Origin of the sequence: Arthrobacter halodurans (genome assembly GCF_041877255.1) — a bacterium.
Lineage (GTDB): Bacteria > Actinomycetota > Actinomycetes > Actinomycetales > Micrococcaceae > Arthrobacter_N > Arthrobacter_N halodurans.
Genome location: NZ_JBHDLJ010000011.1, coordinates 38,148 through 56,950 on the forward strand (window position 1 = coordinate 38,148; position 18,803 = coordinate 56,950).

An 18,803-nucleotide genomic window follows, 5' to 3' on the forward strand; every position below is an offset into this window, starting at 1 on the left:
CCATGCCGCACTACGACCTGGCCATCATCGGCTCCGGATCCGGAAACTCACTCATCACCCCGCACTGGGACGACAAGCGCGTCGCCCTCGTCGACGGTGGGACCTTCGGCGGGACGTGCCTGAACGTGGGCTGCATCCCGACGAAGATGTTCGTCTACCCCGCGCGGCTGGCCGGCACGGTGCGCGAGGCGGGTCCCCTGGGCGTGGACCTGGAGCTGCGCGGCACCCGGTGGACGGACATCCGCGACCGGGTCTTCGGCCGCATCGACGCCATCTCCGCCGCCGGCCGCCGCTACCGCGCCGACGAGCTCGACCACGTCGACCTCTACGAGGAGCACGCGCGCTTCACCGCCCCGCGCACGCTGCTCACGGACTCCGGAGCGGAGATCACGGCCGACCGGATCGTGGTCGCCGCGGGCTCGCGCGCCGTCCTGCCGGACGTGCCCGGGATGGGCCTGCCGCAGGTCCACACCTCGGACACGGTCATGCGGCTGCCCGAGCTGCCGCGCCGCGTGCTCGTGCTCGGGGGAGGGTTCATCGCGGCGGAGTTCGCCCACGTCTTCCACGGGCTGGGGTCCGACGTCGTGCAGGTCAACCGGTCCGCGCGGCTGCTGCGACAGCACGATGCCGAGATCTCCCGGCGCTTCACCGAGGCCGCGGGCCGGCGCTGGCGCGTCGAGCTGGGCCACGCCATCACGGGCATCAGCGCGAACGGCGACGGCTCGGTCACGGCCTCCTTCGCCGCGAACGACGCCGGGCGCCCCCTCAGCGTGGTGGCCGACGTCGTGCTGGTCGCGACGGGACGGGTGCCGAACACCGACCGGCTGGGCGCCGGCGCGGCCGGCTTCGATGTCGGCGACGACGGGACGCTCTGCGTCGACGACTACCAGCGCGTGCTCTCGGGCGGCGCCCCGGTGGACGGCGTCTACGCGCTCGGCGACGTCTCCAACGAGTTCCAGCTCAAACACGTGGCCAACCGCGAGGCGCGCGTGGTGGCGCACAACCTGGAACATCCCGGCGCCCAGCGCCGCACGGACCGCTCCCACGTGCCGGCCGCGGTCTTCAGCGACCCGCAGATCGCCGCGGTGGGGCTGACGGAGACGCAGGCGCGCGAGCGGGCCGCCCCCGGCGTGGACGTCGTCTCCGTGGTGCAGGACTACGGGTCGACCGCCTACGGCTGGGCGATGGAGGACACGGAGGGCGTGGTCAAGCTCGTCGCGGAGCGGGCCTCCGGGAAGCTGCTGGGCGCGCACATCATGGGCCACGAGGCATCGCTGCTGATCCAGCCGCTGGTCCAGGCCATGGCCGCCGGGACCGACGCCGTGACGCTGGCGCGGGGGCCGTACTGGATCCACCCGGCGCTGGCGGAGGTCGTCGAGAACGCCCTACTGTCCCTCGGCGTCGACGTCCCGGCGGACGCCCCGCTCTGACCGGCCGGTCAGAGCGGGGCGGGGCCGGTTCCGCGGGCCGGGGCTAGCGCGCCTTCGCGGCGTAGATGTCGTCCACGACAGGTCCGAAGTCCTTGAGGACCTGGCTCCGCTTGATCTTGAGCGACGGAGTGAGGTGGCCCGAGGACTCCGTGAAGTCCGTCGGCACGATCCGGAACTCCTTGATCGCCTCGGCCTTCGAGACCGCGGCGTTGGCGCGGTCGACGATTCCCTGGATGGCGGCGAGGACCTCGGGCAGGCGCGCCGCCTCGGCCACCGGTGTGGCCGGCAGGTGGTGGCGCTGCAGCCAACCCGGCAGGGCCTCCTCGTCGAGCGTGACCAGCGCGGAGATGAAGGGGCGCTGGTCACCCACGACGACGCACTGCGAGACCAGCGCGTCCGCGCGGATCTCGTCCTCGAGTTGCGCCGGGATGACGTTCTTGCCGCTCGCGGTGACGATGATCTCCTTCTTGCGGCCCGTGATCTTCAGGAACCCGTCGCCGTCGAGCTCGCCGATGTCGCCGGTGTGGAACCAGCCCCCGCTGAACGTCTCGTCCTGCAGCTCGGGGCGGTGGTAGTAGCTGCGCATCACGCAGTTGCCGTTGGCCAGGATCTCGCCGTCGTCGGCGATCTTGACGCCGTTGCCCGGGATCGGGGCCCCGACCGTGCCGATCTTGATGCGCTTGGGCGTGTTGACCGTGATGGGGGCCGTGGTCTCGGTCAGGCCGTAGCCCTCGAGGATCATGAGGCCGATCCCGTTGAAGAAGTGGCCGAGGCGCTCGCCCAGCGGAGCGCCGCCGGAGACGGCATGCTCGACGCGCCCGCCCATGGCCGCCCGGATCTTGCCGTACACCAGCTTGTCGAACAGGCGGTGCTTCAGGTTGAGCACCAGTGGGACCTTGCCGTCCTGCTTCGCGCGGGACCAGGCGATCGCGGTGTCCGCGGCGGCGTGGAAGATCTTGCCCTTGCCGCCGTCCTCGGCCTTGAGCATCGAGGAGTTGTACACCTTCTCGAAGACCCGCGGCACGGCGAGGATGAACGTCGGCTGGTAGCTCTGCAGGTCGGGCAGGAGGTTCTTGACGTCGGGGGTGTGGGCGACCGTGGCCCCGGCGGCGACGCAGAGCACCGAGATGAAGCGGGCGAAGACGTGCGCCAGCGGCAGGAACATGATCGTGGACGCGCCGGGGTGCACGCATTCGGGCAACGCGGCGGCCGCGTTCTCGCTCAGCTCGACGAAGTTCCGGTGGGTCAGCTCGCACCCCTTGGGGCGCCCCGTGGTGCCCGAGGTGTAGATGATCGTGGCGAGGCTGTCCAGGGTCAGCGAACCGCGCCGTTCCTCAAGCGCCGCGTCGCTGACGGACCGGCCCGCGTCCCGCAGGGCGTCGAGCCCGTTCCCCTCCATCTGCCACACGTGTTCCAGCGCATCCAGCCCCTCCTGGACGGCGGCCTGGCGGACGACGTTCTCGTGGCGGCCCGACTCGACGATCGCGGCCCCGGCGCCGGAGTCCCCGAGGATCCAGGCGACCTGGCTGGGGGAGGAGGTCTCGTAGACGGGCACGGACACGCAGCCCGCGAACCAGATGGCGAAGTCGACCAGCGCCCACTCGTAGCGGGTGCGCGCCATGATGCCAATCCGGCCCCCCGGCTCGACGCCCTCGGCGATGATGCCCTTGGCGATGGCCGAGGCGTCCGCGGCGAACTCCGTGGCGCTGACACCGGCCCACCCGCCCCGGCCGTCCGGCCGGGAGAACAGGACGGGGTTCGACGGCGACGCCGCCTGCCGCAGGACGAAGTCCGTGGCGTTCGTTTCCGGCGGGCTAACCACCAGCGGGGGTACGCTAAATTCGCGCACGGTGTGCTCCTCTGCGTCGAGTGATGACGGGTCGCGACCGGTCCCGGCATGGGACGGTCGTAGCCACCAGCCTAGTGCGTTGCGTCACAGGAGATACCGATTGGTAACCTACAAGTCCGTAACGACTAGCGAGGAGCGCGCATGGCGACCCGTCCGGCCATCGGCATCGACATCGGCGGGACGAAGATCGCGGCCGGGCTGGTCTCCGGGACCGGCGAGGTGCTGCACCGCCTGGTGACCGCCACACCCGGGCACAGCGAGCCCGAGGTGGAGGCCGCCGTCGTCGACTTGGTCCGCGCGTTCTCCCGCGACGCACCGGGCGCGCCCGTCGGCGTCGGCGCGGCGGGCTGGATCAATCCGGACACGGGGACCGTGCTGTTCAGCCCCCACCTCGCCTGGCGCCACGAGCCGCTGCGCGACCGCCTCGAGGAGCGGCTCGGACGCGGGGTGACCGTGACGAACGACGCCGACGCCGCCGGCTGGGCGGAATGGCGCTTCGGCGCGGGCCGCGGGGAGGACCAGCTCGTCTGCCTCACCCTGGGCACCGGGATCGGCGGCGCGCTGGTGCTCGACGGCGCGTTGCGCCGGGGACGCCACGGGATGGCGGGGGAGTTCGGCCACCAGATGCTCGTGCCGGGCGGCCACCGCTGCGAGTGCGGCAACCGCGGATGCTGGGAGCAGTACGCCTCCGGCAACGCGCTGGGACGCGACGGGCGGGAGCTCGCCCGCGCGCACTCGCCCGTGGCCCAGACGCTCCTGGCCGCGGCCGGCGGACAGCCGGAGGCCATCGACGGTGAACTGGTGACCCGGATGGCGCTCGCCGGGGATCCGGCCAGCCGCGACCTGGTGGCCGAGGCCGGGGAGTGGCTGGGCATCGGACTGGCCAACCTGGCCGCCTCGCTCGATCCGGGGACGTTCGTCATCGGCGGAGGCCTGGGGTCCGCGTCGCCCCAGCTGCTCGAGACGGCCGAGGACTCCTACCGCCGGCATCTCACCGGGCGCGGCTACCGGCCCTACGCGCGCGTCGTGCGCGCCCGGCTCGGCGCGGACGCCGGCCTGGTCGGAGCCGCGGACCTCGCCCGTTCCGAGGCGCGCTGACCGCGGGTCCTAGACCCGCGAGCCGTCGTCGTCCCCGGACCGCTGGCGCGGAAGGTTCCACAGCAGGTAGCCGGCCGAGACCAGGAACGCCGCGCACAGACCGAGCCACGTCGCGGCCGGGGCGTCGCGCCAGAGGACCGCCACGAGCAGCAGGGCCAGCGGGGCGCCGGCGGCCCCGCACCACGCGAGGACCTTCAGCGGGTTGCCCGCCCCCAGCGGCGGCGGTTCCTCCGGGACGAACCCGCCGTCGTCCCCGTCCTCCCCATACTCCGCGGGAGCCTCGTAGTCGCGCGGGCCCAGGGACCGGATCCCGTCCGCGGGCACGGCTGCCGGGCGGTCGACGCCCGGCCCGGATTCCGGCTCGATCCCCGGGACGTCCCGGGCCGCCGGCTCCCCCCGGTGTCCCGTGGCGCCGCCGTCGGAGGGCCGCCGCGGGCCGTCGGACGGACGGGGGTCCGCGTCGCCCTCCAGTCGGCTCACCAGATCGCGCCAGACGGCGTCGTCTGCGGCGCCGTCGCGCCCGGGACCCCGGTCGCGCTCAGCCACGGCCGGCCCCGGCCACGGTTCGGAAGAACTTGATCGATCCGTCGAAGATCCGCCGGGCGTCGTGGTCCAGCGTGGCGACGTGGTAGCTCGCCTCGAGGGTGACGACGGTGAGCGGCGGCAGCCCGACGGGGCGGCGGGAGAAGCCGGCGCGCAGGGCGCGGACGCTGGATTCCGGGACCACGTGGTCCGTCCGGGAGCGGTAGACCAGCACCGGCGCGGTGATGCGCGGCAGGGCGCGCCGGGTGTCGCGGAACAGTCCGGCGAGCTGGTGGACCGCAGCCACGGGGGTGCGTTCGTAGGCGCCCTCGTCCTGGTCCGGCAGCGCGATGTCGTTGGCGATCGCGGGGACGGAGGCGACCACGTGGCGCAGGACGCCGGCCAGGTGCGCGGCGGGGTCCGCGAAGGTCAGCCCGGGATTCACGACCACCACTCCCGCGACGTCCCGCCGGGCGGCGAGCTGCAGGGCCAGGGCGCCCCCCATCGAGAGCCCGGCCACGAACACGTGTCGGTGCCCGCGCTGCAGCGCGTCGAACTCCGCCAGCACGGCCCGGGACCACGCGGTGTGAGGGGTCCCGGCCAGGTCGTGCCAGGAGGTGCCGTGCCCCGGCAACAGCGGGAGGCTCACGGCTAGGCCCGCCGCGGCGAGGGCATCGGCCCAGGGGCGCATGCTCCGGGGGCCCGAGGTGAAGCCGTGGATCAGGAGGACGGCGTCCGGCCCGGTGCCGCGCAGGCTGAACGGAGCCTCCGCGGTCGGCGGCGCCTGCGGCGAGAAGTCCATGCTGCTCCCGTTGCTGCCCGGAGGCGGTGCCCCGGGGATCGATATGTGCCTAGGGTAGACCCTAGCGGACCGCGGTCCGCGGCATGCCCGTACCGCCCCGGCATCTTCCGCCCCGCGGGTTCCCGGCGCCCGCTGCGGCGTCCTTCGCCGCGTGGGCCATCAGTAGTCCCAGCTCCAGCCGCCGTTGTCCTCGGGGTCGTACACGACCTTCCCGTGCCGGTGGGCGGTGTCGAGGACGACCTTGCCGGCGGCGGTGTCGCCGGGACTCAGGAACGCGGGCGCCAAGTCCTCGTCCTCGAAGCAGCCCCAGGCGGCCTCCGTGGCCGTCCCTTCCTCGGTGCCGTCGGCGCCGTCGATGTGGAACGCGTCCGCGACCAGCGGCATGTACGGGTCCTCGCCCCCCGCGGCCCGCGGGACGTCGTCGCTCAGGCTGGCAGTGACATCCAGGATCAGGAACATCCCGTTCTCCGGTTGGGCGGTCCCGCCGGCCCGGGACGGGCAGGCCGTGGCGGTGCGGATGCGGGCGACGCTGAGCGTGAAGTGGGCCGTGCCGTCGCCGCCCACCAGTTCTGCCTTCTCCCCAATGGTCTTGGGGAGATTGTTGGCGGCATCCGTCGTTAGGGTCTCGCCGGTCTCGGGGTCCGTGCCCACCGGCTCCGGCGAAGGCGCAGCGGCCGCGACCGGCGCCGCGGCCGGGACCGGGGCGGCGGCGGCATCCCCGGAGGCGGCACCCCCGGAGTCGGCGGTGTCCGGCGTCGTATCCGGTGTGGCGGTGGTGGCGGCGCAGGCGCCCAGCCCGGCAGCCAGGGTGAGGCAGCCGGCCAGCAGCAGACGGCGGGGGGTCATGGGCGTTCGTCCTATCGGCGGTACTGGATGGGGCGCGTGAGGTAGTCGCCCGTGGGCACCGCGACTCCCTTGGACTTCATGTACGCGATCTTGAGGGCGCTGGCGACGTACGCGTACATCTGCTGGCCGGAGGCATCCACGACGAGCTTGCGGTTGTAGTTCTGGGTGGCCAGCGGCTTGGCCGGGTCGAACCGCTCCCACCGGTCGACGGCGGAGAGCGTGGATGTGTAGATCGGCTTCTTGATCGACATGGCCTCGGCGGCGACCGTGTCCTTCACGCTGGGGCTGGGGACGAGGTAGGACCAGCCCCAGGAGAACTGGGGGTCCAGGAACAGGTTGTGCCTCACGAGCCTCGTGTTCCGCTCGGTGCTCGTCTTCCCGCGCAGGAGATCGTACGCGCGCTGGCCCTTGCGCAGGGTCCCGTACGCGGCGACGGGATAGTAGCCGGTGCGGGTCAGATAGCTGGAGATGATCCACCCGTGCCCGCGGCTGGTGCTGACGAACGACCAACTGCCGCTGCTGCGGTGGTAGGCGACCTGTTCCCATGCGCCAATGACGCCCAGGGACCGGTGCCCGGTGCCGGCGCCGACGCGGACGTTCACCGCGTGGGTCGACCAGCGGTGCTGCACCGCGGTCTTGCTGGCGGAAAGCCGGACGGTGCGCACCCAGCCCGACTTCGAGTAGTACTTCACCTTGGTCCAGGCCCCGTTCACGTTGACCTTCTCGACGCGGGTGTTCTGGGCCAGCGTGGCGGTCGCGGAGCCCGAGCCGGGTCCGCTGGTCGCGGTGAGGACGGTGGTCGTGTACGCGGTGACGGCGGCGGGGAGCGTGGCCCGCAGCCGGGACGTGGCCAGCCACCCGGTGGCGTTGCCCCAGCGTGCCTTCGACCAGGAACCGTGGACGTTGAGGACTTCGACCCGGGTACGCGCGTCCAGGACGGCCACCTTGCGGCTCTTGGCGTTGGCCTCGACATGGGTGTCCGTGTGCGTCGAGAGGTAGCGCAGGGTAGCCGCGGGGAGTGTCGCCTGAATCTGCAGGGACTTCACCCACCGGGCGGCGTTTCCGACCTTGATCTGGGACCAGTCGCCGGACGTGGCCACGAGCTCGACCTTCGTGCGCTTGTCCAGGCTGGTGGCGACGCCGGTTCCCCCGTTCGCTCCGAGGGACGCGTACGCGGCCGTGTGGGTCCTCAGGTAGCGGTGGTTCGGCACGCTCACCGTGATGGTGCTGGTCTTGAGGTAGCGGGCGGGCACCCATCCGGTGGTGGTCCCGACCGTCACGCGGGTCCACAGGCCGGAGGTCACGGAGGGGACGACGGCGGTGCCGGCGGCCAGGGTTTTCACCACGTGGGCTGAACCGGCCCCGGCGAGAAGTTGGATCCGGACGGTCGTCCTGGTGGTGGTCACCTTTTTCGTGCCGCGAGGCACCGGGACGATGGTCGGCCCGACCGGCGTCGGCCCCACCGCAGGGATGGGTGTCGGCGCCGGCGTTCGTGTGGGGGCCGTGGTCGGCGCCGGTTCCGTCGTGGGACTGGCGGTCGGCGTCGGGCTGGGCTGTGACGCGGGAGCGGGTGTCGGCGTGGGTTCGCCGCCCGGTGAGGGCTGCGGGACCGGCAGTGGTGACGCGACCGCCGGCGTGCTCGACGCGGCCGGTTCCGGGGGCGTCGCGGGGTGGGCGAGGGCCGGGTTGGTGCCGGCCATGCCCGCGGCGATGGACGCGGCCAGCGCCAGGCCGGTCAGGCGAAGGATGGAGATCATGGTGTCCCTTCGGGTTCCTCGACTTTCCTGCGTGCCACGGCCGCGACGAACCCGGTGGGTTTTGTGGAGGCTCGGGTCTCAGGCATTGAGGGGTTCCCGGGTGCGAATTCGGTGGTAAATGCGTGAGAACTCTACCGGCGCCCGGTAGCCGATGGGCGGGTGCGCGCACGGCGTGTCGCGCCGGCACGTGGGAGTCTTTGCCCACGTCAACGGGCAGTTCCAGAGGCTCGCGGTCGGCGCGTGGGACGGCCAAACGGTGTCTGTCCGCCACCACCGCGCAACGCTGGGGCCATGTAGCCGGGGCCCTCGTCGCCACCGCTGCCGGTGGTCGCCCGTGCACGGGTGCTTGCGAGGCGATGAACGAATCTGCTGATCCCGCGGTGCCCCGGAGAGTGGTTTGAAGCATTCCCTGTGGGACCATGAGTCCGCACGCCCCTGCAACCTCTGTCAAAATTTGTTCGAAGAACCTTCGCAGGCACGGCTGCGAGCCCACCAAGCCCAAAATACAATAGCTGCCACAAACTGCATGCATCCCTTGTTGGCAAGCGATCCGCCCGAGACACAGGGCTGGACCAGAAAGCTGAAGGTAACACGCGTGTTTTATTGGATCATGAAGCGGCTCTTCATCGGGCCGCTGGTCAACCTGCTGTTCCGGCCCTGGGTCAAGGGCTTGGACAACATCCCCGCGGAGGGCGGGGCCATCCTGGCGAGCAACCACCTGTCAGTGTCCGACTCGATCTTCATGCCCGTGGCCGTGGACCGGCCGGTGGTCTTCCTGGCCAAGAGCGAGTACTTCACCGGCGCGGGGATCAAGGGCAAACTGACGGCTCTGTTCTTCCGCCTGACGAACCAGCTGCCGATGGACCGCTCCGGCGGTTCGGCGTCGGCGAACTCCCTCGGCGCCGGCGAGGACATCCTGAAGTCGGGCCAACTGCTCGGGATCTATCCCGAGGGCACGCGCAGCCCGGACGGCCGGCTGTACCGCGGCAAGCTCGGCGTCGCGAAGCTGGCGCTCGCCACCGGAGTGCCCGTCGTCCCGATCGCCATGATCGGCACGGACAAGGTCCAGCCGATCGGCAAGACGGTGCCCAACATCCGGCGCGTGGGCATGATCGTGGGCGAGCCGCTGGACTTCTCCCGCTACGCCGGAATGGCCGACGACAGGTTCGTGCAGCGGTCCGTCACCGACGAGATCATGTATGCGCTGATGCGCCTCTCGGGGCAGGAGTACGTCGACGTGTACGCGTCCACGGTCAAGCAGCAGCTCGCCGCCCAGCGCCAGGCGGCCCGCGCGCAACGGCACGAGGCCAAAGAGGCCAAGGAAGCCAAGGAAGCCAAAGAGGCCAAGGAGGCCAAGGAGGCTAAGGAGGCTAAGGACGGCAAGGGCCAGTCGGCCCCGAGGAAGCGTCCCGACCCCAAAGGCGAGCCCGCCCCGGGAAAGCGGCCCGGCTCCCAGGGCGAGCCCGCGCCGGGCACGCGCCCCGACGCCACGGACGGGTCCGCAGCCGGGTAGCGGACGGAGTGTGAACGGACCCCGCGCCTCCTTTACGCGGGGGATAGGGCGCCGCGACGGCGGGGGCTAGTCTTGACTGCGTGACTGACGCATCGACTGTTCCCCCGTCCACCGAAGTCCCCGTCGCCGGCCCGGCGCCCGACCCCGAGCTGGACGCGTGGCGCGCGCTGCCGATCCAGCAGCAGCCCAGCTGGCAGGGGACACCGGCCCACCGCGCCGCCGTCGAGGAGCTGTCCGTCCTGCCCCCGCTGGTGTTTGCCGGCGAGGTCGACGTCCTGCGGCAGCGCCTCTCCGAGGCCGCCCAGGGACGGGCTTTCCTCCTCCAGGGCGGCGACTGCGCCGAGACGTTTGCCGGCGCGACCGCCGACAAGATCAGCGCCCGGGTCAAGACCATCCTGCAGATGGCCGTCGTCCTCACGTATGGCGCCTCGATGCCCGTCATCAAGATGGGCCGCATGGCCGGCCAGTTCGCCAAGCCCCGGTCCTCCGACACCGAGACCCGCGACGGCGTGACGCTTCCCGCGTACCGCGGCGACATCGTCAACGGCTACGACTTCACCCCCGAGTCGCGCGCGCACAACCCGGCGCGCATGGTCAAGGCCTACAACACCTCGGCCGCGACCCTGAACCTCATCCGCGCCTTCACGCAGGGCGGCTTCGCCGACCTGCGTTCGGTGCACAACTGGAACCGCGGCTTCCGCGAGAACCCGGCGCACCGGCAGTACGAGTCCCTCGCGGCGGAGATCGACCGCGCGGTCCGTTTCATGGCCGCCTGCGGCGCCGACTTCGAGGCGCTGAAGCGCACGGAGTTCTTCGCCAGCCACGAGGCGCTGCTTCTGGACTACGAGCGGGCGCTGACCCGGATCGACTCCCGCACCGGGCTGCCCTACGACACCTCCGGGCACTTCCAGTGGATCGGGGAGCGGACACGGCAGCTCGACGGGGCGCACGTGGACTTCCTGTCCCGGGTGCGCAACCCGATCGGCGTCAAGCTCGGTCCCTCCACCTCCGCCGAGGACGCGCTGGCGCTCATCGAGAAACTCGATCCGAACCGCGAACCCGGGCGCCTGACCTTCATCACCCGCATGGGTGCGAAAAACATCCGCGAGAAGCTGCCGAACCTCGTGGAGAAGGTGACCGCCTCCGGCGCGCAGGTGCTGTGGGTCACGGATCCCATGCACGGCAACACCGTCACCAGCCAAAACGGCTACAAGACCCGCAACTTCGAGGACGTCATGGACGAGGTCAAGGGCTTCTTCGAGGTCCACGACGCGCTGGGCACCTACCCGGGCGGTCTGCACGTCGAAATGACCGGCGACGACGTCGCGGAGTGCCTGGGCGGCGCGGACCCGATCCGCGAGGACCAGTTCGACGACCTGTACGAGTCGGTCTGCGATCCGCGCCTGAACCACCGCCAGTCTCTCGAGATGGCGTTCCTGGTGTCCGGCGCGCTCGCGAAGCGCGGCGTCCGCCCGTAGGCGGCCGGGGGCCCGGCACGACGGCGGGGCGGGGCGGCTTCCGCGTGAGGCCGCCCCGCGGCCGTCTGGCCCGGGCCGCCGCTACACCACGCGCAGGGTGACGGTCGAACCCTCCGGCAGCGCCCCCGAGGCGGGATCCTGCGCGACGATCTTGCCCAACACGATGCCGAAGCCGACCTCCTTGAGCTCCACGACGAACCCGAGCTCCTCGAGCTCCCGCTGGCCGGCTTCGATGTCGTCGCCGACCACGTTCGGCACCTCGACCATCCGCGGCCCCCGCGAGACCACGTAGGTGACCGTCGAACCCCGCTTGACCTCGCCCCGGGCGGGATCCTGGGAGATGACGGCGCCCTCGGCGACGTCCCGGCTGAATTCCTTCCCGGACTCCCGGCCCTGCAGTCCGGCGGACTCGAGGATGGCCCGGGCCTCGTCCGCCGGCTCGCCCACCACGGAGGGCACCGCGACGGGTGCCTGGCCTCGGGAGACGACGTAGGCCACGGCGGCGCCGCGCCGGGCCTCGCTGTCGGGCGCGGGGCGCTGCGACACGATCCGCCCGGCGGCGACGGACTCGTTGAACTCGCGCGTCGCCGTTCCCGCGGTGAGTTGCGCCTCGCCCAGGACGGATTTGGCATCGTCCTCGGTCCGCCCGACGATGTTCGGCACGGCGAACAGTTCCGGCCCCTTGGAGACCAGCAGCTGCACGTCCTGGTAGCGGCGGATCCGCGTCCCGGCCGCGGGGTCGGTGGAGACCACGAGGCCGTCGTCCAGCCTCTCGTCGAAGACCTGACGCTGCCGCGCGTCCACGCCGAGGACCGCGAGTTCCTGCACCGCGCGCTGCGCGGGCTGTCCGCTGAGCTGTGGCACGTCGACGGCGGCCCCGGGACCCGCGCCGAAGAACCACGCCGCGGTGCCCACGAGCGCGGCCAGCGCCACGAGGACGGCGGCCAGGATCCATCCGGTGCGGCGCGAGCGCGGGGTGTCGAGCCGCTCCAGCGGCCGCTGCGCCTCGCGGTCCCACTCCCGGCGCACCGCCTTCGCCTGGCGCTTGGCCTGCCGGGCCGTCGTCGGGACCGGCGCGGGCTCCGGCTGCGCGGTCTCCGGAAGCGCCGGCTTCGGAAGCGCCGCGGGAACGGCGGCGCCGCCGCGGCGCGCCGCGTTCGCGCGGGCGTCGTCCGCGCGGGGGATGGCGCGGGTGGCCTGCGGGGCCGCGGGGATGACGCTCGTGGCGCCCTCGGCCGCGATCGCGCTGGTGGCGCCGTCGAACGCCGGGATAGCCGACGTCGCCTCCTCCGTGGGCCGACCCGCCGCCGTGGCCCGGTAGGCGCCGTCCGTCCCGGAGATCGCCTCGGTGTCGCGTTCCCCGGCGGCGGCGGCGCCGGCCGCGGAACGGTAGCGGTCGAGGTCGGCGTCCGCCGGACCCGCGGCACCGAAGTCGAGCTGCTCGTCCGTCAGGCTCGTGCGGATGTGCCGGAGCTCGCCCAGGAGCGCGGCCGCGTCGTGCGGGCGGTCCTCGGGGTCCTTGGCGGTGCACCACTCGACGAGTTCGTCCAGGTCCTCGGCGAGTCCCGGGAGGACCTCCGAGGGCGGCGGCACGGTGTCGTTGACGTGGCGGAAGGCCACGTTGATCGGCAGGTCCGCGGTGAAGGGCTGCTCGCCCGTGAGCAGTTCGTAGAGCATGATGCCGATGGCGTAGATGTCGCTCCGCGCGTCGGACGGAGCGCCGGTCACGAGCTCGGGGGAGATGTAGGCGACCGTGCCGACGAGCGTCCCGGTGGCCGTGTGGTTGCTCGTGGCCCGCGCCAGGCCGAAGTCGGCCACCTTGACGCGGCCGTCGTCGGCCAGCAGCACGTTCTCGGGCTTCATGTCCCGGTGCACCAGCCCGGCGTCGTGCGCGGACGCGAGACCGTCGACGATCGCATCGAGCAGGGCCAGCGCCTGCCGGGGCGGCAGGCTGCCGCGCTCGCGGAGCAGGTGGCGCAGGGTTCGGCCCTTGACGTACTCCATGACGAGGTAGGCCAGGTGGCCGTCCACCCCCTGGTCCAGGACGCTGACCACGTGCGGGTGGGAGAGCTTCGCGGCGGTGATCGCCTCCGCCTCGAACCGGCTGACGAACTTCGGGTCCTCCGCGAGGTGCGGGTACAGCACCTTCACGGCGACGTCCCGGTGCAGGCGCAGATCGGTGGCGAGGTAGACCGTCGACATGCCGCCGCGGGCCAGCCGGCTGCCGACCCGGTACCGGCCGTCGATCGTCGTCCCGATGAGGGGATCGCTCCCGTGTTCCGTCACCATTCGATGGTAGCCAGACAAGCTGTGTGTGGAGTGAACCAACACGTCCGCCGGCGCCGGGTGCGCCCGCGCCCCGGGTTCTGCACTAGGCTCGCCACGAGGCACGAACCCGGCCCGGCAGCCCCTCCGGACCCGCCGGCCCCCACGGAAAGGAACCCATGAACGACCGCGCAGCCGCCCCCACCCCTTCCACGATGGAGTACCGCCGCCTCGGCGACTCCGGGCTGGCCGTCTCGGTCGTCGGGCTGGGGTGCAACAACCTGGGCCGGTCCGGGACCGCCACCGAGTCCCAGGACGGCACGGACGCCGTCGTGCACGCGGCCATCGACGCGGGCGTGACGCTGTTCGACACGGCGGACAGCTACGGCGCGGAGCCCGGACTCTCCGAGACCCGCCTGGGCAAGGCGCTGGGTGGCCGGCGCGACGACGTCGTGGTGGCCACGAAGTTCGGCATGGACATGCGCGGGACGAACGGCCGCGACTTCGGCGCGCGGGGCTCCCGCCGCTACATCGCGACGGCGGTCGAGGCGTCCCTTCGGCGCCTCGGGACCGACTACATCGACCTGTACCAGTTCCACGTGCCGGACGCGCTGACGCCCATCGAGGAGACGCTGGCCGCGCTGGACGACCTCGTCCGTGCCGGCAAGGTGCGCTACATCGGCCACTCCAACCGCGCGGGCTGGCAGATCGCCGAGGCGGAGTTCGTCGCCCGACAGGGCGGCTACACGCCGTTCGTTTCCAGCCAGAGCCACTACAACCTGCTGGACCGGCGGGCGGAGCTGGAGGTCGTCCCGGCCGCCGAGGCCTACGGCCTGGGCGTGCTGCCGTACTTCCCCCTGGCCAACGGCCTGCTCACGGGGAAGTACTCCGCGGGCCGCGCCCCCGAGGGAAGCCGGCTGACGCACTCGCGGCAGAACCTCCTGGACCGCGCCGACTTCGGCCAGCTCCGCGAGTTCGGCGATTTCGCCCGGGAGCGCGGGCTCACGGAACTTCAGGTGGCCTTCTCCTGGCTCGCGGCGCAGCCCACCGTGTCCAGCGTGATCGCCGGGGCGACGCGGCCCGAACAGGTGACCGAGAACGCCGGATCGGCGGCGTGGGTCCCCACGGCCGGGGACCTCGAGATCCTCGACGGCATCTTCCCGCGGACGCCGAAGGTGGCCCTGTTCAGCTGACGGCTACAGGTAGACGAGGACCTTGTCGCCCTCGATGACCGCCCGGTAGCTGGGGAGCGGGTCCTTTGCCGGGCCCGCAACCCGCGCCCCGTCCTCGAACGCGAACTCCGAGCCGTGGCACGGGCACTGGAAGACCTTCGAGCCGACGCCGACCTGGCACCCCTCGTGGGTGCAGACCGCGCTGTAGGCGAGCACGGTGGTCTCGTCCGGGCGGTAGAGCAGGTAGTTGTGCCCCTTGAGGTCCACCGAGGCGCGCCCCCCGACGGGCAGCTTGTCCGTGGTGGTCGCCTCCGTGGCCTCCGCCTCGGCCGACGGACTGGCCGCCGGCTCCTGCCCGCCCCCGCATGCTGTTAGCGCGGCGACCGTCCCGGCCGTCAGCGAGGTTCCCAAAACTGCACGTCGCGCCGGTTTTCCGGCCAGGAAATCGTTCATGCCCCATAGTGTTCCACGGCCCGGCCGTTTGGGAAGCGGTTCCGGACGATTTCCCGCGCCGGCTTCCCCGCGGGCGGCCCCGCGGGCGGCCACGGTGGCGGCCGCCCGGCGGGACGCTACGCCCGCGCGGGGTGGAACCTGCGGCCGTTGACGCGCTCGGACGCGCCCACGCGGTCGAGATAGGGCGTGATCCCGCCCAGGTGCATGGGCCAGCCGGCGCCCATGACCATGCACAGGTCGATGTCCTCGGGACCGGCGACGACGCCCTCGGCGAGCATCAGGCCGATCTCCTCGGCCAGCGCGTCCTGCGTGCGCACGAGCAGCTCGTCGGAGGTGCTCGGCCTGTCGCCGAAGGCCAGCAGGTCCAGGGTGGCGGCGGGGATCCTCCGCACGCCGTCCTCGCCCGTGACCCACAGTTCCCTGACCCCATGGTCGATGAGGGCCTGCTGGTTGGCGGAGACGCGGAAGCGCTCCCCGAACGCCGCGTGCAGCGACTCGGTCACGTGCTGCGCCACGGGGATGCCGACCATCGCCAGGAGCGCGAACGGCGTCATGGGCAGGCCCATGGGGCGCAGCGCGGTGTCCGCGACCTCTGCGGGGGTCCCGTCGTCGAACGCGTTGGACACCTCCCCCATGAGGCGCAGGAGCACGCGGTTGACCACGAACGCGGCGGAGTCCTTGACGAGCACCGCGGTCTTCCTCAGCTCCTTGGCCAGCGCGAAGGCGGTGGCGAGCACCGCGTCGTCCGTCCGCGGGGCGCGCACGATCTCCACCAGCGGCATGACCGCCACCGGATTGAAGAAGTGGAAGCCCACCACGCGCTCGGGATGCCTGAGGTCCGCGGCCATCTCGGTGACCGAGAGCGACGACGTGTTGGTGGCGAGGATGCACTCGGGGGACACCACGGCCTCGACCTCGGCGAACACCTGCTTCTTGACGGACAGCTCCTCGAAGACGGCCTCGATCACGAAGTCCGCGTCCGCGAACGCTTCCTTGGAGACGGAGGCCGTCACCAGGGCCTTGGTGCGGTTCGCGGCGTCGGCCGACATCCGGCCCTTGGCGCGGAGCTTGTCGACCTCTCCGTGGATGTAGGCCAGACCCTTGTCCACGCGCTCCTGGTCCACGTCCGTGATGACGACGGGCACCTTCAGCGCCTTGGCGAAGAGCAGGGCGAACTGCCCGGCCATCAGCCCCGCCCCGACGACGCCGATTTTGGTGACGGGCCGGGCCAGCTTCCGGTCCGGCGCGCCCGCCGGTCGCTTGGACCGCTTCTGGACCAGATCCAGGAACGCGTAGACGGTGTCGTGGAACTGCGGGGTCTGCATCAGCTCGGTCAGCGCCAGGCATTCCAACTCGGCGGACTCGCGCTGGGTCGCGCACTTCCCCGCCTCGAAGACGTCGATCACCCTGCCCGGCGCCGGCGCGGCGTCGGAGGTCTTGGCGGCGACGAACGCGCGGGCCTTCGCCGCGGCGGCGTCCCAGCGCGCGCCGCCGTCGGCCGTGCCGGGGTCGACGGCGTGGGGACGGTCCACGACGGTGGTTCCCGCCATCACGCCCTCGGCCCAAGCGACGGAGCGCTCGAGGAAGTCCGCCGGCTCGAAGAGCGCGTCGGCGATGCCGAGCCGGCGGGCGTCCGTCCCGCCGATGGACCGGTTGTTGCTCAGTGGGTTCTCGATCATGACGGTCATCGCCGCCTCCGGGCCGATCAGGCGGGGCAGGCGGTAGACCCCGCCCCAGCCGGGCACCAGGCCGATGAACGCCTCGGGCAGCCCGATGCCGGCCGCCCCGGAGGAGACGGTGCGGTAGTTGGCGGCCAGGGCGATCTCCAGGCCCCCGCCGAGCGCCACGCCGTTGATGAAGGCGAACGTGGGGACGCCGAGGTCCGCCAGCAGGTCGTAGGCCGCGTGGCCGAGTTCGGCCATCAGCCGGCCCTGGCGGGCGTCGCGCAGGTTCTGCACGGTGGAGAGGTCCGCCCCGGCGACAAGGAAATGGGGCTTGCCGGTCACGGCCAGACCGTGGATCTCGCCGGCCGCCGCGCGTTCCCGCTGCGCCGCGAGCGCGCGGCCGAGCTCGATCAGCGTGTTCGGGCCCAGCGTGGTGGGGCGGGTGTGGTCCAGGCCGTTATCGAGCGTGAGGAGGGCGAGGGTGCGCCCGCCCGGGAGCGCGACGTCGTTGGCCAGCGTGTGCGTGACGGTCTCGTCCGGCACCAGGGCCGCGAGCTCCTCGAAGCGTGTGAAGTGGTCCTGCGCCATGGCTAGGCGTCCTTCCCGTAGTCGGCGTGGTGGGGGTTCTCCCAGATGACGGTGCCGCCCATGCCGAGCCCGATGCACATGGTCGTGAGCCCGAAGCGGACGTCGTGGTCCTCGGCGAACTGGCGGGCCAGCTGCGTCATGAGCCGCACCCCCGAGGAGGCGAGCGGGTGTCCGACGGCGATCGCCCCGCCGTACGGGTTGACGCGCGGGTCGTCCTCGGGGATCCCGAAGTGGTCCAGGAAGGCCAGCACCTGCACCGCGAAGGCCTCGTTGATCTCGAACAGGCCGATGTCCCCGATGTCCAGGCCGGCCTGGGCGAGCGCCTTCTCGGTGGCGGGGACCGGTCCAATGCCCATGACCTGGGGTTCGACGCCGGCGAACGCGTACGACACCAGCCGCATCTTCACCGGCAGGCCGAGCTCCCGCGCCGCGTCGGCGGAGGCCAGGAGGGCCGCCGACGCCCCGTCGTTGAGTCCCGCCGCGTTGCCCGCGGTCACGCGTCCGTGGGCGCGGAACGGCGTGCGCAGCGACGCGAGGTCCGCCTCCGTGGTGCCGGGGCGGGGCGGCTCGTCGGTCGTGCGCACGGCCCAGCCCTCGCCGGGGCGCCGGGCGGCGACCGGGACGAGGTCCGGCTGGATGCGCTCCGCGCCGTACGCCGCGGCGAGCTTGGCCTGGCTGGCCGCGGCGTAGCGGTCCGCGCGCTCGCGGGTGATGGCGGGGAACCGGTCGTGGAGGTTCTCCGCGGTGTTGCCCATGTTCAGGGCCGCGGGGTCCACGATCCGTTCGGAGAGGAAGCGGGGGTTGGGGTCGGCCCCGGCGCCCATCGGGTGGTTGCCCATGTGCTCCACGCCGCCGGCGATGGCGACGTCGTAGGCCCCGAAGGCGATCGAGCCGGCGGTGGTGGTGACCGCCGTCATCGCGCCGGCGCACATGCGGTCGATCGCGTAGCCGGGCACCGACTGCGGGAGCCCGGCCAGGAGGGCCGCGGTGCGTCCGATCGTCAGCCCCTGGTCCCCGGTCTGCGTCGTCGCGGCGACGGCGACCTCGTCCACGCGCTCCGGAGGGAGCGACGGGTTGCGGCGCAGGAGGTCCCTGATGCACTTGACGACGAGGTCGTCGGCACGGGTGCCGTGGTAGATGCCCTTGTCCCCGGCCCTCCCGAAGGGGGTGCGGACGCCGTCGACGAAGACCACGTCGCGGATCTGGCGCTGCCGGCCGAGCGGACGGGGTGCGGTTGCGGTCACCGGGTACTCCTGTTCACGGAAGGGACTGTGATTCACACCATACGTTACTGGCGAGTAACTTCTGGCGCAACAGGCACGGCGGAACGGACACGGCACGCCAGGCGCGGCGGGATGGGCCGCGG

Annotated in this window: 14 protein-coding genes; 5 read left to right on the forward strand and 9 right to left on the reverse strand. The window is 72.3% G+C overall.

Annotated features, from left to right (window positions below; genetic code table 11):
• The first annotated feature begins 2 nt into the window (after positions 1 to 2).
• Positions 3 to 1,430 carry a mycothione reductase gene (locus tag ACETWP_RS12875; RefSeq protein ID WP_373972659.1) on the forward strand — a complete coding sequence of 476 codons (1,428 nt, stop codon included), beginning with the start codon at positions 3 to 5 and terminating at the stop codon, positions 1,428 to 1,430.
• Between the two features lie 43 nt (positions 1,431 to 1,473).
• Here ACETWP_RS12875 and ACETWP_RS12880 read toward each other — a convergent pair whose 3' ends face one another.
• Positions 1,474 to 3,279, reverse strand: coding sequence for an AMP-dependent synthetase/ligase (locus tag ACETWP_RS12880; RefSeq protein WP_373972660.1), 1,806 nt, complete (start codon positions 3,277 to 3,279; stop codon positions 1,474 to 1,476).
• Positions 3,280 to 3,420: 141 nt separating this feature from the next.
• On the opposite strand from ACETWP_RS12880, the gene ACETWP_RS12885 reads away from it, so the two are divergent.
• Complete coding sequence (locus ACETWP_RS12885; protein ID WP_373972661.1) at positions 3,421 to 4,377, forward strand: ROK family protein; 957 nt, start codon at positions 3,421 to 3,423, stop codon at positions 4,375 to 4,377.
• Positions 4,378 to 4,386: 9 nt separating this feature from the next.
• On the opposite strand, the gene ACETWP_RS12890 is transcribed toward ACETWP_RS12885, so the two are convergent.
• The 4 genes from ACETWP_RS12890 to ACETWP_RS12905 all read right to left on the reverse strand — a co-directional run bounded on the left by ACETWP_RS12890 (position 4,387) and on the right by ACETWP_RS12905 (position 8,304).
• The gene (locus tag ACETWP_RS12890; RefSeq protein ID WP_373972662.1) at positions 4,387 to 4,923 is read right to left on the reverse strand and encodes a hypothetical protein; all 537 of its coding nucleotides are present in this window, start codon (positions 4,921 to 4,923) and stop codon (positions 4,387 to 4,389) included.
• Positions 4,916 to 5,701: an alpha/beta hydrolase gene (locus ACETWP_RS12895; protein WP_373972663.1), complete on the reverse strand. Its 786-nt coding sequence runs from the start codon at positions 5,699 to 5,701 to the stop codon at positions 4,916 to 4,918. The genes ACETWP_RS12890 and ACETWP_RS12895 overlap by 8 nt, the downstream gene beginning before the upstream one ends.
• 159 nt (positions 5,702 to 5,860) lie before the next feature.
• Positions 5,861 to 6,547, reverse strand: a complete 687-nt coding sequence (locus ACETWP_RS12900; protein WP_373972664.1) for a hypothetical protein — start codon at positions 6,545 to 6,547, stop codon at positions 5,861 to 5,863.
• An 11-nt stretch (positions 6,548 to 6,558) separates the two neighbouring features.
• Positions 6,559 to 8,304, reverse strand: a complete 1,746-nt coding sequence (locus ACETWP_RS12905) for a gamma-glutamylcyclotransferase (protein ID WP_373972665.1) — start codon at positions 8,302 to 8,304, stop codon at positions 6,559 to 6,561.
• 595 nt (positions 8,305 to 8,899) lie between these two features.
• Here ACETWP_RS12905 and ACETWP_RS12910 point away from each other — a divergent pair.
• Together ACETWP_RS12910 and ACETWP_RS12915 are read left to right on the forward strand one after the other, a co-directional pair.
• Positions 8,900 to 9,817: a lysophospholipid acyltransferase family protein gene (locus ACETWP_RS12910; RefSeq protein WP_373972666.1), complete on the forward strand. Its 918-nt coding sequence runs from the start codon at positions 8,900 to 8,902 to the stop codon at positions 9,815 to 9,817.
• An 80-nt stretch (positions 9,818 to 9,897) separates the two neighbouring features.
• Positions 9,898 to 11,295 carry a class II 3-deoxy-7-phosphoheptulonate synthase gene (locus tag ACETWP_RS12915; RefSeq protein ID WP_373972667.1) on the forward strand — a complete coding sequence of 466 codons (1,398 nt, stop codon included), beginning with the start codon at positions 9,898 to 9,900 and terminating at the stop codon, positions 11,293 to 11,295.
• Positions 11,296 to 11,376: 81 nt separating this feature from the next.
• Here ACETWP_RS12915 and ACETWP_RS12920 read toward each other — a convergent pair whose 3' ends face one another.
• Positions 11,377 to 13,584 carry a Stk1 family PASTA domain-containing Ser/Thr kinase gene (locus tag ACETWP_RS12920; RefSeq protein ID WP_373972668.1) on the reverse strand — a complete coding sequence of 736 codons (2,208 nt, stop codon included), beginning with the start codon at positions 13,582 to 13,584 and terminating at the stop codon, positions 11,377 to 11,379.
• Between the two features lie 191 nt (positions 13,585 to 13,775).
• Between ACETWP_RS12920 and ACETWP_RS12925 the strand changes: the two genes are divergently transcribed.
• Positions 13,776 to 14,753: an aldo/keto reductase gene (locus ACETWP_RS12925; protein WP_373972725.1), complete on the forward strand. Its 978-nt coding sequence runs from the start codon at positions 13,776 to 13,778 to the stop codon at positions 14,751 to 14,753.
• 3 nt (positions 14,754 to 14,756) lie between these two features.
• Here the strand turns inward: ACETWP_RS12925 and ACETWP_RS12930 are convergent, their stop codons facing one another.
• From ACETWP_RS12930 to ACETWP_RS12940, 3 genes are all read right to left on the reverse strand, one after another.
• On the reverse strand, positions 14,757 to 15,185 hold the full coding sequence (locus tag ACETWP_RS12930) for a Rieske (2Fe-2S) protein (protein ID WP_373972669.1): 429 nt from the start codon (positions 15,183 to 15,185) through the stop codon (positions 14,757 to 14,759).
• A 116-nt stretch (positions 15,186 to 15,301) separates the two neighbouring features.
• Complete coding sequence (locus tag ACETWP_RS12935; RefSeq protein ID WP_373972670.1) at positions 15,302 to 17,437, reverse strand: 3-hydroxyacyl-CoA dehydrogenase NAD-binding domain-containing protein; 2,136 nt, start codon at positions 17,435 to 17,437, stop codon at positions 15,302 to 15,304.
• Between the two features lie 2 nt (positions 17,438 to 17,439).
• Positions 17,440 to 18,681, reverse strand: coding sequence for a thiolase family protein (locus tag ACETWP_RS12940; RefSeq protein WP_373972671.1), 1,242 nt, complete (start codon positions 18,679 to 18,681; stop codon positions 17,440 to 17,442).
• Between the last annotated feature and the right edge of the window lie 122 nt (positions 18,682 to 18,803).